At 75.2% G+C, this 12745-nt stretch carries 10 protein-coding genes; 7 read left to right on the top strand and 3 right to left on the bottom strand.

Annotated features, from left to right (window positions below):
* Positions 1 to 165 precede the first annotated feature (165 nt).
* The 3 genes from ACLE50_RS10095 to ACLE50_RS10085 are packed head-to-tail and all read left to right on the top strand — an operon-like array spanning position 166 to position 2788.
* Positions 166 to 618 (top strand): DUF4442 domain-containing protein, encoded by a 453-nt coding sequence (locus ACLE50_RS10095; protein WP_410943176.1) that lies wholly within the window; start codon positions 166 to 168, stop codon positions 616 to 618.
* A 44-nt stretch (positions 619 to 662) separates the two neighbouring features.
* The gene (locus ACLE50_RS10090; RefSeq protein WP_410943175.1) at positions 663 to 1328 is read left to right on the top strand and encodes an SDR family oxidoreductase; all 666 of its coding nucleotides are present in this window, start codon (positions 663 to 665) and stop codon (positions 1326 to 1328) included.
* 56 nt (positions 1329 to 1384) lie between these two features.
* On the top strand, positions 1385 to 2788 hold the full coding sequence (locus ACLE50_RS10085; protein ID WP_410943265.1) for a dihydrolipoyl dehydrogenase family protein: 1404 nt from the start codon (positions 1385 to 1387) through the stop codon (positions 2786 to 2788).
* 19 nt (positions 2789 to 2807) lie between these two features.
* On the opposite strand, the gene ACLE50_RS10080 is transcribed toward ACLE50_RS10085, so the two are convergent.
* Positions 2808 to 3707: a DUF6474 family protein gene (locus ACLE50_RS10080; protein ID WP_410943174.1), complete on the bottom strand. Its 900-nt coding sequence runs from the start codon at positions 3705 to 3707 to the stop codon at positions 2808 to 2810.
* A 122-nt stretch (positions 3708 to 3829) separates the two neighbouring features.
* Between ACLE50_RS10080 and ACLE50_RS10075 the strand changes: the two genes are divergently transcribed.
* Together ACLE50_RS10075 and ACLE50_RS10070 are read left to right on the top strand one after the other, a co-directional pair.
* Positions 3830 to 5614 carry a TM0106 family RecB-like putative nuclease gene (locus ACLE50_RS10075; protein ID WP_410943264.1) on the top strand — a complete coding sequence of 595 codons (1785 nt, stop codon included), beginning with the start codon at positions 3830 to 3832 and terminating at the stop codon, positions 5612 to 5614.
* A gap of 61 nt (positions 5615 to 5675) precedes the next feature.
* A complete protein-coding gene (locus ACLE50_RS10070) occupies positions 5676 to 7487 on the top strand; it encodes a gamma-glutamyltransferase family protein (protein ID WP_410943173.1) in 1812 nt (603 codons plus the stop codon).
* A gap of 184 nt (positions 7488 to 7671) precedes the next feature.
* Here the strand turns inward: ACLE50_RS10070 and ACLE50_RS10065 are convergent, their stop codons facing one another.
* Positions 7672 to 10611 carry an MFS transporter gene (locus tag ACLE50_RS10065; protein ID WP_410943172.1) on the bottom strand — a complete coding sequence of 980 codons (2940 nt, stop codon included), beginning with the start codon at positions 10609 to 10611 and terminating at the stop codon, positions 7672 to 7674.
* The gene (locus ACLE50_RS10060) at positions 10608 to 11105 is read right to left on the bottom strand and encodes a MarR family winged helix-turn-helix transcriptional regulator (RefSeq protein ID WP_410943171.1); all 498 of its coding nucleotides are present in this window, start codon (positions 11103 to 11105) and stop codon (positions 10608 to 10610) included. Before ACLE50_RS10060 ends, ACLE50_RS10065 begins: the two co-directional genes overlap by 4 nt.
* A 328-nt stretch (positions 11106 to 11433) precedes the next feature.
* Between ACLE50_RS10060 and ACLE50_RS10055 the strand changes: the two genes are divergently transcribed.
* A complete protein-coding gene (locus ACLE50_RS10055; protein WP_410943170.1) occupies positions 11434 to 12207 on the top strand; it encodes a cupin domain-containing protein in 774 nt (257 codons plus the stop codon).
* A gap of 93 nt (positions 12208 to 12300) precedes the next feature.
* Complete coding sequence (locus tag ACLE50_RS10050) at positions 12301 to 12741, top strand: hypothetical protein (protein WP_410943169.1); 441 nt, start codon at positions 12301 to 12303, stop codon at positions 12739 to 12741.
* The last annotated feature ends 4 nt before the right edge of the window (positions 12742 to 12745 follow it).

Below are 12745 nucleotides of genomic sequence, written 5' to 3'. Positions count from 1 at the left end.
GTGGTTCGGCGGACGACATGGGACGTGTGTCGCCCGTCACGTCGATCACAACCCTGCGGTCGACGACGGGCAAGGGGGTTCGTTCTCGCTCACCGATAAAACAGATGATTCGGGCAGACGTCGTGGGACTCCCGCGGTGGGTTACCGGCGAGTAATGTCCGGGGCATGGCAGACGACGCGAGCTGGGTGGCCGCCGCGATGACCCAGGCGGTCCCGTGGGTGAGCACCGCCGGGATCACCTTCGGGGAGATCACCACCGAGCGGGCGGAGGCGTTCCTGCCCGACCGCCCCGACCAGCACAACCACGTCGGCGGGCCGCACGCCGCGGTGATGTTCGGGCTGGGGGAGACCGCCTCCGGGGCGGTCGGGCTGGCCGCGTTCGCCGCGGCCGGGGACCGGGCCGTGCCGCTCGTCGTCCGTTCCGAGATCCGATATCTCAAGCTCGCCAAGGGGGACCTGCGCGCCGACGCCGTGCTCACCCGTCCGGCGGACGAGGTACTCGCCGAGCTGGACGGCGGCCGGCGGCCCGAGTTCGGCGTCGACGTCACGATCACGGACCCGAGCGGCACGCAGACCGGCGCCATGACGATCGTGTGGACGCTCAAGCCGACCGGGTGAGTGCGCACCGCGCGGGACCACCCGGGCGCCCCTAGCCTCGCGGTATGGACGTGGTGATCGCCGGAGGGCACGGGAAGATCGCGATGCGGCTCGCCGCACGGCTGGCCGGGCAGGGACACACGGTGCGCTCGATCGTGCGCAACCCCGGCCACACCGAGGAGGTGCGGGGGACCGGTGCCGAGCCGGTGGTGGCGGATCTGGAGGACACCACCGCCGACGCGCTCGCGGAGCACCTGACCGGCGCCGACGCCGTCGTGTTCGCGGCCGGTGCCGGTCCGGGCAGCGACGCCGCGCGCAAGGAGACCGTCGACCGCGACGGCGCCACCCTGCTCGCCGACGCCGCCGCGATCGCCGGGATCCGCCGTTACCTGCTGGTCTCCTCACCGGGGGTCGACTCCGAACCGGACCCCGAGCTGGGCGAGGTGTGGGCCGCCTACATCCGGGCCAAGAAGGCCGCCGAGGACGCGATCCGCGCCGACGACCGCCTCGACGCGACCATCCTGCGCCCCGGGAAGCTGACCGACGACCCGGGCACCGGGAAGGTGCTGCTCGCGCCGCCGCCGGTGGAGCGCGCCGAGGTCACCCGCGACGACACCGCCGCGGTGATCGCCGCGCTGCTGCTCGGCCCGGACGCCACCGCAGGTACCACCCTCGAGCTGCGCGAGGGCGACGTCGCGATCGCCGACGCCGTCGCCGCGCTCGGGGCCTGAGCCCCGTGTCCGGCACCGGGTTCGACAGCACCGGGTTCGACGGCACCGCGTTCGACGTGGTCGTGATCGGCGCGGGGCCGGTCGGGGAGAACGTCGCCGGGTACGCCGTGCAGTCCGGGCTCTCCGCCGCGATCGTCGAGGACGAGCTGGTCGGTGGTGAGTGCTCCTACTGGGCGTGCATCCCGTCGAAGGCGCTGCTGCGCACCCCGCAGGCCGTCGCCGACGCGCGGCGGCTGCCCGGGGTGGATGCGGGATCCGACCCGGCCGCGGTGCTGTCCCGGCGCACGAGCCTCACCTCGGACCGGCAGGACACCGGCCAGGCGGACTGGGTGCAGGGCGCCGGGGTGACGCTGCTGCGCGGCCGCGGCCGCCTCGCCGGTGAGCGCACGGTCGTGGTCGCCGACGGCAGCGGTGCCGAGACCACTGTGACCGCACGCCGGGCGGTGGTGCTGGCGACCGGCTCGGTGCCGGTCACCCCGCCGGTGCCCGGCCTGGACTCGGTGCGGCACTGGGGCTCCCGTGAGGCCACCTCGGCGACGACCGTCCCGGGACGGCTGGGTGTGCTCGGCGGCGGGGTCGTCGGCTGCGAGCTCGCCCTGGCCTTCGCCCGCCTCGGTTCGCGGGTGACCCTGCTGAACCGTGGCGACCGGCTGCTGCCCAACGCCGAGCCGGTGGCCTCCGACCAGGTCGCCGCGGGGCTGGCCGAGGCCGGTGTCGACGTCCGGCTCGGCACCGGGCTCGACGAGGTGTCGGCCGGTGCGGGGGACACGGTCGTCCTGTACACCGGCGGCGCGGCCGGCAGCGGCGGCACCGTGGAGGTGGACGAGCTGCTCGTCGCGACCGGGCGCCGGCCCGCCGTCGACGGTCTGGGGCTCGACACGATCGGCCTGGACACCGGGGAGAAGGGCGCGGTCGTCGTCGACGACACCGGGCTCGCGCACGGCGACTGGCTCTACGCCGTCGGCGACGTCAACGGGCGCGCCCCGCTCACCCACCAGGGCAAGTACCAGGCCCGGATCGCCGCGCACGCCATCGCCGCCCGCGCCGCCGGGCGCGAGCTCGACACCGCGGCGTGGGGCGAGGACGCGGCCACCGCCGACCACCACGCCGTCCCGCAGGTCGTGTTCACCGACCCCGAGGTCGCCTGGGTGGGGCGCACCGCTGCCGCGGCCCGGGCCGACGGCCTCGACGTCCACGTCGTCGACATGGACATGGCGAACGCCGGCACCGCCCTGACCGCCGACGGCTGGTCGGGGCGGGTGGTCGCCGTCGTCGACGCCGACCGCGACGTTCTCGTCGGGGTGACGTTCGTCGGGCCCGGGGTCGCCGAGCTGCTGCACGCCGCCACCGTCGCCGTCGTCGGGGAGGTGCCGCTGGGCCGGCTCTGGCACGCCGTCCCGGCCTTCCCGACGATCAGCGAGGTGTGGCTGCGTCTGCTGGAGGCCTACCGCCAGGAGTAGGCCGTGCCCGCGGCACCGCTCAGGGCTGCACGCCCAGGTGCTCGAGCAGGTCGACCTCCATGCGGTCCAGGTCGGTCGACACGGCACGGAACGCGGCCTTGCGCCGGGTGGCGGGCATCTGCTCCGCCGTCCGGACGGCGGCGGCCAGGTCGTGCAGCCGGGTCTCGCTCTCGTCGGCGAACTTCTTCGCCTTCGGGTCGCGGTCGACGGTGCCGTCGTTGCGCAGCTCGTCGATGGTCCGCGACATGCGCGACATCCGGGCGTGCAGCTTGCCGCCGGTGCCGGAGTAGGTGCCGACCTCGTGCGGGGCGACGCCGAGCTGGCGCGAGCGGTGGTCGTCCCAGCGGTGCCGGGCCGAGCCTGCGGCGGCGATCGCGTACGGCGCGAGCACCGGCGCGAGGATCTTGGCGATGCCGAGGTAGCGCTTCACGCGGGCGGCGTTCCACTCCTTGGCGGCGCGCTCCTTCTCGATCTCCTTGATCGCGAGCTGCTCGCTCTTGACCCGGCCCTTCTCCTGGGCCTGGGCGGCCTTGGCCTCGGCCTTGCGGGCGCCCGCGTCGGCCTTGGCCGCCTTCTGGCGGACCTTGCGGTCCGCGGCGGTCGCCTTGGCCTTCGCCTCGGCCGGGCCGCTGCCGGCCTTGCGCGCCTTGCGGCCCGCCTTCTTGCCGGCCTTCTCGGCGCGCTTGTTCGCCGCCTCGGCCTTCTTACGGGCCTTCGAGGCCTTGCTCTGGAGCTTCTCGGCCGACTTGTCCGCGCGCACGCGGGTGCTCGCGGTCGCGTCCTGCAGCTTGCGGGCGGCATCGGCCACCGCCTGGGGGGTCCGGACGGAGGCGTCGGTCGCGGCCTCGGCCGCCTTCACCTCCAGGGTCGCCGACGCGGCCCGTCCGCCCGTGTCCGGCTTCGTGCGCCGCAGTCCCATGTTCGCGTCCTCCCGGGTCCGGTTCGCCACGATGATCGGGCTGATCGTCGTCGCAGCCTAGGGTGTTCGCCACCGCAGGCGCAGGTCCGACACCGTCGCGTGACGTGGGACGCCGCACGCGGATGCTGTCGGGGGTGGTCTCTACCCTCGGCCCCGTGCACACCCCGACCGGAGAGCGGCCACCGCAGCGCGCCGCCGGACCGCGCGTCCTGCTGGACGCGGCGGCGCTCACCGGGTGCCGCCGCCGGGTGCACCTCGACCACGACCCGGCCGCCGCCGACGCACCGCGTGCGCTGCCGGACCCGGCGATCGAGCAGCGCCGTGCCGACGCCGCCGCGCACCGCGCCCGGATCGGCGACCTGCTCGCCGGGGCCGCGGGGGCGGCCTGGGCGAGCACCTGGCCCGGCGGCGCGTCCGGGCCGCCGTCCGAGGGGGAGGGGCCGTGGGTGTCCCGCGGCGAGCGGGCAGACCGCACCGCCGAGCTCGTCGCGGCCGGGGCCCCGATGATCTGGGGTGCGGTCCTGCCCGTCGACGGCGACCGGCGCGGCACCGCGGAGCTGCTGGTCCGGGGGCCGCAAGGCGGTTACGTGCCGCTGCTGGTCGTCCGGCGGCGGATCACCGACCCCGGCGGCGGCGCCCGGACCAGCGCCGTCACCGACCCCTGGCCGGAGCACGCCGCCGAGGACCCGCACCGCAAGGTGCGGTCCCAGCCGCGCGACCTGCTCGCGCTGGCCCAGCTGACCCGGATGCTGGAGTCCGCCGGGTGGGCGCCGCCGGAGGGCGCGCCGCGGGTCGGCGGGGTCGTCGGGCTCGACGCCGACGTGGTCGTCTGGCACGACCTGCGTGCCGGGCACTGGCCCGGCGAGCGCTCCACCCTGGACGAGTACGACGCCCGGTTCGCCGACCGGGCCGCCGTCGCCCGGGCCGCCGCGACCGGCGCGCCGGCGCTGGCCGAGCCGTCCCGGATCACCGAGTGCCGGCGGTGCCCCTGGTGGCCGACCTGCGAGGCCGACCTGGAGCGCACCGACGACGTCAGCCTCGTCGCCCACGGGGCCACCTCGGGCCTGCTGCGCGAGATCGGCGTCGGCACCGTGGCCGGGCTCGCCGACCTCGACCCGGCCGTCCCGCCTGCCGCGCTGCCGTCGCCGCTGCCGGGCCCGCCGTTCACCGACCTGGTGGCGCTGGCCCGGGCCCGCCGCGCCGGGCTGGCCGTGGCCCGGCGGGTGCCGCGGGTGCCGGTCCCGCGCGCCGACGTCGAGGTCGACGTCGACATGGAGAGCTTCGGCGAGTCCGGCGCCTACCTGTGGGGCGCGCTGCTGACGCTGCCCGGCGGCGCCCGCGACGGCGACCCCGAGCCCGGCTACCGGGCGTTCGCGACCTGGGAGCCGCTCCCCACCCGCGACGAGGGCCGCTCGTTCGCCGAGTTCTGGACTTGGTTCCGCGGGGTCCGGGAGCGGGCCCTCGCGTCCGGGCGCACGTTCGCCGCGTACTGCTACAACGAGCAGGCCGAGAACCGCTGGATGATCGCCTCCGCGCAGCGCTTCGCCGACGTCCCGGGCGTCCCGGGCGAGGCCGAGGTGCGGGCCTTCGTCGAGGACCCGTGCTGGGTGGACCTGTTCGGCGTCGTCTCCACCTGGTTCCTGTGCGCGCAGGGCAAGGGGCTGAAGAAGATCGCCCCGGCGGCCGGGTTCGCCTGGCGGGACCCGGAGGCCGGCGGGGAGAACTCGATGCGCTGGTACCGCGACGCCGTCGCCCTCGACGGCGGAGAACCCGATGCGGCACAACGTGATCGCCTGCTCGGCTACAACGCAGACGACGTCATGGCCACCCAGGTGCTGCGCGAGTGGATGTCCTCGGACCGGGTGCTCGAGGTGCCGCTGGTGAGCGAGCTGGCCGGCCCGTCCTGACGGGGCCTTCCGCTCCTTCCGCGCCCGTGACGCGGGCGCCGCGCCGGGAGAGGATGCTCCGGTGGCGCTCCCCAGTTACGACCGGATCGGCCCGCGCGGCGCGGTCAGCAGCACCCACCACCTCGGCACCGCCGCCGCGGCCGCCGTCCTCGCCGACGGCGGCAACGCCTTCGACGCCGCCGTGGCCTGCGGGTTCGTCCTGCAGGTCGTCGAGCCGCACCTGTGCGGTCCCGGGGGCGAGCTGCCCGCGGTGTTCGTCACCGCAGCCGATCCCACCCCGCAGGTGCTGTGCGCGCAGGGCGTCGCCCCGGCCGCGGCGACGACCGAGCGGCTGCGCGCCGAGGGCTGCGCGATCGTGCCCGGCACCGGGCTGCTGCCCGCGACCGTCCCCGGCGCCTGGGACGGGTGGCTGACCCTGCTGCGCGACCACGGCACCCGCGAGCTCGCCGACGTCCTCGGTCCGGCCCTGGGCTACGCCGAGCACGGGTTCCCGCTGGTCCCGCGGGTACCGGTCACCATCGGCGCGGTCGCCGAGCACTTCCGGGCGCACTGGCCGTCGTCGGCGGAGACCTGGCTGCCCGGCGGCCGCGTCCCGGCGGCCGGGGAGATCCTGCGGCTGCCGACGCTGGCCGCGACCTGGCGGCGGTTGCTCGACGAGGCGGTGGGCGCGACCCGCGAGGCACGCATCGACGCCGCCCGCGACGCCTGGTACCGCGGCTTCGTCGCCGAGGAGATCGAGCGGTTCTGCGCCACCCCGGTCCACGACGGCACCGGCACCGCGCACACCGGCCTTCTCACCGCCGACGACCTGGACCGCTGGTCGGCGCACTACGAGCCCGCCGTGCTCACCGACGCCGGCCGCGGCTGGTCGGTCGCCAAGTGCGGGCCCTGGTCGCAGGGCCCGGTGCTGGCCCAGCAGCTCGCGCTGCTGGGCGACCCGCAGCTGCCCGGCGGGGTCGCGACCGCGGAGACCGTGCACGCCGCGGCGGAGGCGGCGAAGCTGGCGTTCGCCGACCGGGAGGCCTGGTACGGCGACTCACCCGGCGCCGCCTCCGGGGACCTGCTCGACGATCTGCTCGCCCCGGCCTACGCCGCGCAGCGCCGCTCGCTGATCGGCCCGGAGTCCGACGGCACCCTGCGCCCCGGCTCACCGGGCGGACGCACCCCGGTCCTCGGCGCCTACGCGGCCACCCCCGGGGCCGGGCGCGGCACCGGGACCGAGGGCCCGGGCAGCGGTGAGCCGACGGTGGCCCGGGACGGTGCGACCCGCGGCGACACCGTGCACGTCGACGTCGTCGACGCGGCCGGGAACATGGTCTCGGTGACGCCGTCGGGCGGGTGGCTGCAGTCCTCGCCGACGATCCCGGCGCTCGGGTTCTGCCTGGGCACCCGTGGGCAGATGTTCTGGCTGGAGGACGGCCTGTCCAGCTCGCTGGTGCCGGGCCGGATGCCGCGCACCACGCTGTCGCCGTCACTGGCGCTGCGCGACGGGGAACCGGCCGTCGCGTTCGGGACCCCCGGCGGGGACCAGCAGGACCAGTGGCAGCTCTGCTTCCTGCTCGCGCTGGTGTACGGCGGGTTCGCGCCGGAGTCGTTGCTGCAGGGCGCGATCGACGCCCCCACCTGGCACTCGACCGCGTTCCCGGCCTCGTTCGCGCCGCGCGGCTGGGAGCCGCACGGGCTCGTCGTCGAGTCCCGGCTGGGTGCGGACACCCTGGCCTACCTGCGACGGCGCGGCCACGACGTCACCGACGCCGGACCGTGGGCGCTCGGCCGCATGTGCGCGGCAGGCCGCTTCCCGGCGCCCGGTGGCATCGCCCTGCACGCCGCGGTCGACCCGCGTTCCGGGGTCGGCGGCGCGATCGCGGTCTGACCCCGGAGCGCCCGCTCCGACAACCCGGACAACGACGACCCCGGACGCGACGACCCCGGATGACGACGCCGGACGGCGACAGCCCCGGACAACACAGAACGCCCGGCACCCGCGAGTGCGGGTACCGGGCGTTCCACGTGGAACATCATCCGATCCGGGGCCGTGGGGCCCGACACCGGGACCCTCAGCGCGGCCCGGGCGAGGGTCGCTCGTGCCGGCCGTCGGGCCCGGTGCCGCGGCCCGCGGGGACCGCCCCGGTGCCGCGGGGCTGCTCGGTGCCCTCCAGCGGGTGCGGGAACTCGACGTCGGAGTGCGTCACCCGGCCGGGCTCCAGCGCCACGACCGTCGCGACGGGGGCGTACCCGCTGGTCGCGAGGGTGTAGGTGCCGGCGGCCAGCCCGTCGAAGGTGAACGTGCCGTCCACCTCCGACAGCCGCGACCCGACGACGGCGCCGTCGGAGTCGATCAGCGTGGCCAGTGCCTGCGGAACCGGGTTCCCGTCGGGCATCGCGGTGACCCGCCCGGTGAGCCGGGAACGCTGCGGCAGCCGCAGGTCCTGATCGACCGTGCCTGCCGGCGGCACCTGGACACCGATCGCGACCGGGTCGAGGCCCTCACCGGCACCGGTGAGGATGTAGGTGCCCGCCGAGACCCCGGCCAGTGCGTACAGGCCGCCCTCACCGGACCGCGCGGATGCGGCGACGTCACCGGTGCCGTCGATCAGCGCGACGGTCACGCCGCCGACGCCGTGGCCGTCGGAGTCGCGGACGGTGCCGCGGACCCCGCTGCCGCCGGTGAGCCGGACGTCGTGCCGTACCGGCGCGGAGCCGACCGTCACCGTCGCGGCCTGCGGAGGCAGGCTCCCGGCCGCCGCGACGACGAGGAACCGGCCCGGCTCGCGCAGCGCGACCCGGTAGTGCCCCTCGGCGTCGGCGGTCGTGCGGCCGACCTGCTCACCCGTGAGCCGGGTGACGGTCACCGTCGCACCGGCCAGCGGGGCGCCGTCGCCGCGCTGCACCCGGCCGTCGACGGCGGGGCCGTCACCGGGGTGCGCGGCGAAACCGCCCGCGGCCGCGAACGCCGGCTCGGAGCCGCGGCCGGAACCGGACCCGGAACCGGAGCCGAGGCCGGAACCCGGACCGGAGCCGAAGCCCTGGCCTGCGCCCTGGTCCCGCACGGCGCCATGACCGTTGCCGCCGTTGCGGTTCGTGCCGTCGGTGCGGCCGACGGTCTGCAGCGGCGTGGTCGGCGGGGTGGGCTCACCCCGGCCGTCGTGGTCCGCCCCGGGCCGGGACGTGAGTCCCGCGGCGGCACCGGCCGCCGTCGCACCGACTGCGGCACCCGCGGCCGGGGTGACCGCGGCGATGGCCTCGGTCGGGACGTCGGTCGTGGTGCCCCCGGCCGGGACCGCGCCCCGGTCCGTGGAGCCCTGAGCGGTGTCTCCCGCGCCGGCCTCGGCGGCGACGGCCGCCTCGGCCGCCGCGGCCTGCGCACCGGACACGGTGCGCAGCGGCAGCTCCTTGACGAAGAGCACCAGCACGAACGCCGCCGCGACCACGCAGGCCGCGATGAAGAACGCGAGCGTCATCGACTGGGTGAACCCGGTCTGGAACGGTGCGGCCAGCCGCGGGTCGATCTGCTGCAGGAACGAGGAGTCGGTCAGCACCGAGGAGCCGAGCTCGCCGGACCGCAGGCCCTGCACGACGTCGCGGTTCGCCGGGTTCGCGAGCACCGCCGGGTCGGTCAGCGCGCTGCGGAAGGAGTCGGTGCCCATGGCGTTGCGCAGGGCGGTGCCGATCCGGTCGCCGACGGTCGAGAAGACGACCGACAGGAAGATCGCGGTGCCCAGCGTGCCGCCCATCTGGCGGAAGAAGGTGACCGTCGAGGTGCTGACGCCCATGTCGCGGGCGGGCACGGCGTTCTGCACGGCGAGGACCAGGGTCTGCATGCACAGGCCCAGGCCGAGACCGAGCAGGCCCATCTCGAGGTCGAGCTGCCAGATCGGGATCTCCGGGGTGACGGTGAGCCACAGCAGCACCATCGAGATGGTGATGAACGCGGTGCCGATCACCGGGAAGATCTTGTAGCGGCCGGTCCGCGAGGTCAGCTGGCCGGAGACGACCGAGGCGATCATGATGCCCGCCATCAGCGGCAGCATCATCAGGCCGGACTCGATCGGCGTCGCGCCGTGCACGATCTGCAGGAACTGCGGCAGCAGCGCGATCCCGCCGAACAGTGCCATGCCGATGAACAGGTTGATCACCGACGAGAGCGAGAAGACGCCGGTGCGGAACAGCCGCAGCGGCAGCAGCGCGTCGTCGCCGTAGGCACGCTCGGCGGCCAGGAACAGCAGCAGGCCGACGGCGCCGACGACGTAGGCGACGATCGAGTTGACCGAGGTCCAGCCCCACTCGCGGCCCTGCTCGGCGACCAGCAGCAGCGGCACCAGGCAGATGGTCAGCGCGATCGCGCCGGGCCAGTCGATCCGCGCCTTGCGCGGGACGTGCGGGATGTTGAGGACCTTGTAGACGACGATCAGCGCGACGGCACCGATCGGGACGTTCACCAGGAAGATCCAGCGCCAGCCCTCGAAGCCTGCGATGGTCGGTGCCCCGGAGAGCAGGCCGCCGATGACCGGGCCGATGACGCTGGACGTACCGAACACGGCGAGGAAGAAGCCCTGGTAGCGGGCCCGCTCACGCGGCGGGACGATGTCGCCCAGGATGGTCAGGGCCAGCGACATGAGGCCGCCGGCACCGAGCCCCTGCAGCGCGCGGAACGCGGCCAGGGAGTACATCGACCAGGCCAGGGTGCACGCGATCGACCCCAGCAGGAAGATCGAGATGGCGGTCATGAACAGCGGCTTGCGGCCGAAGATGTCGGACAGCTTGCCGTAGAGCGGCGTGGTGATCGTGCTGGTGATCAGGAACGCGGTGGTGGCCCACGCCTGCATGGACAGGCCGTGCAGGTCGTCGGCGATCGTGCGGATCGCGGTGGACACGACGGTCTGGTCCAGGGCGGCCAGGAACATGCCCAGCATCAGCCCGCCCAGGACCGTGAGGATCTGGCGGTGCGTCAGCTCCCCCTCGGCGCGCGACGGAGGAGCCGCGGCTGCGGTGGTCATTCGTTCTCCTGTGCTTCGAAGGTCTGGTAGTCGTCGAGGAACCGCTCGAGGAGCGTGGTCAGGGCGGTGCGGTCGGCGGGGGCCCACTCGTCCAGGACGGCGGCGATGGTGCGGGCGCGGCGGCGGCGCTCGGCCTCGATCACGCGGACGCCCTCGTCGGTCGCCGCGAGCAGCGACGCGCGTCCGTCGCCCGGGTCGGCCCGGCGCTCGACCAGGCCGGACTTCACGAGCGCGGCGGCCTGCCTGCTGATCGTGGAGGGATCGGAGTGGAACGTCGCCGCGATCTCCCCGGCTCGCTGCGCACCGTTGAAGTGCAGGTGGTGCAGCAGGTGGTAGCCGGCCATGTCGACGATCATCTCGGGGCGGTGCCGCTCGGCGGACCGCTTGACCTGGCGGATGAGCTGGAAGAGATCACGGACGACGGTGTCGGCGAGCTCCAGGTCTGCTTCGCTCAGTTCACGCGGCCCCGAGCTCGCCCGTTCGGCAGTGCTCACGAGCACTCCTTCCAGTAGCGGTCCCGTGGTGCGCAGGTGGTGCGCGACGCCGCGGTGGTGGCGGGCCGTGACCGGCCGTCGACTCGCGGTGTGTGTATCACGCAACTAGATGCTGAGTGCAAGCATGCTCCCGGTTGGTTGCATGACGCAAACGAGTTCGGCATGACGGTGGTCACTCCCCGGCGGGGCCCGGCAGGCGCTCCGGAGGCGGGGAGGACGACACGGATCAGTGGACGTACGTGCCCCGGGCCCCTCGGACGGCGCGTCCCGACTAGGTTGCAGGTCGGATCCGAGCCGGATCCCCCGTCGCCACCACCGGGAGGACCCCGTGCGCGCTGCCCGTCCCGTCCGTTCGCCCCTCGTCGCCGGAGCGCTGCTGGTCGCGTCCGCAGCGGTGCTCGCCGGCTGCGCCCAGCCCGGCGAGCTCGGGCACGAGCTGCCCGCCCCGGACCGGGACGGCTCGGGCAGCTCGGCGCCGGCGGACCCCGGAGCCTCCCAGGGCGGGTCCGGTGACGAGGGCGGGTCCGGCGACGCCCCGGCGGCACCCGCGCCCGCTCCGGACGGTCCCCGGAACGGCGGTGGCCAGGACGGTGGCCCGCAGAACGGTGGTGCACCCGGCCAGAACGGAGCGGGCCGGCCGAGCCCGACCCAGGGCGGGCAGGACGGGCAGAGCGCGGAGGGCCTGCCGGGCGTGCCCGACCCGTCGGCGGGCCAGGAGCCGCGCGACACCCCGCCGAAGCCGCCGGGCTTCGGCGACAAGGCCTCGGCCGACACGCTGGCCGCCGTCGACGGCCCGGTGAAGATGGACTCCAGCGGGCCCGCGCAGCTGGTCGTGAAGACCGAGGTCCTGCACGCGGGTGAGAACACCGGCTGGATCAAGCACCCGGGCTCGGTGATCACCGCGGTCCGCCAGGGCACCGTCACCATCCGCACGATCGGGCGCTGCGAGCCGCAGACCTACGGGCCGGGCCGCGCGTTCCCGGTGCAGAACGGCCAGTCCTACGAGCTGCGCAACGACGGCCCGACGCCGATCGTCCTGACCCGCTCCGAGCTGCTCACCCCCGGCCAGCCCGAGCGCTCCCCCGGCGAGTCCGCCTGCTGAGTCGCGGCCGGGTCACGACCCGCGCGGATCCTCGGTTACCGCGGTCCGTTGTGGGACGATTTCTCACCGGACGGGCACGGGAGAGCGGAATCGATGGGGACGAAGACGGTCATCGCGGCGGACAACCGCGAGTGGCAGGTACAGCGCAACATCGAGTGGACGTCGCCGGCGATCGGTGACGAGTTCGAGCACGACGTCGACGGCGGTCGCGGCGCCGTCGTGCTGATCCTGTCGGTGCTGGTGTTCTTCTGGGTCATGCTGATCGTGTGGACGCCGGACGGCGTCTACTTCCCCTGGTTCTACTGGGTCGTGGCGATCGCCGGGCTCGCGTTCTTCCCGGGCCGCTGGCTGCTGCGCCGCCCGTACACGATCGTCGCGAAGACCCAGGGCGGCTACGACCTCCCGGCCGAGCACTGGAGCGGGATGGTCCGCGGGATCGCGTCGGCGCGCGAGGAGACCCGGGTCGTCGTCCGCAGCCTGAAGAACCGCTCGACCCCCGGCCACGCGGACAGCCCGCTCCAGCCGATCAACTAGGGGA

The organism is Pseudonocardia phyllosphaerae (assembly GCF_046546475.1).
In the GTDB taxonomy this organism is placed as follows: Bacteria; Actinomycetota; Actinomycetes; order Mycobacteriales; family Pseudonocardiaceae; genus Pseudonocardia; species Pseudonocardia phyllosphaerae.
This window is presented reverse-complemented; position numbering and strand designations above follow the sequence as displayed.

Excerpts from the sequence above, each read along its gene's own strand:
- ACLE50_RS10095 (WP_410943176.1), top strand. The coding sequence starts at position 166 with ATGGCAGACGACGCGAGCTGGGTGGCCGCCGCGATGACCCAGGCGGTC.
- ACLE50_RS10050 (WP_410943169.1), top strand. The coding sequence starts at position 12,301 with ATGGGGACGAAGACGGTCATCGCGGCGGACAACCGCGAGTGGCAGGTA.
- ACLE50_RS10075 (WP_410943264.1), top strand. The coding sequence starts at position 3,830 with ATGCTGTCGGGGGTGGTCTCTACCCTCGGCCCCGTGCACACCCCGACC.
- ACLE50_RS10065 (WP_410943172.1), bottom strand. The coding sequence starts at position 10,611 with ATGACCACCGCAGCCGCGGCTCCTCCGTCGCGCGCCGAGGGGGAGCTG.
- ACLE50_RS10090 (WP_410943175.1), top strand. The coding sequence starts at position 663 with ATGGACGTGGTGATCGCCGGAGGGCACGGGAAGATCGCGATGCGGCTC.
- ACLE50_RS10080 (WP_410943174.1), bottom strand. The coding sequence starts at position 3,707 with ATGGGACTGCGGCGCACGAAGCCGGACACGGGCGGACGGGCCGCGTCG.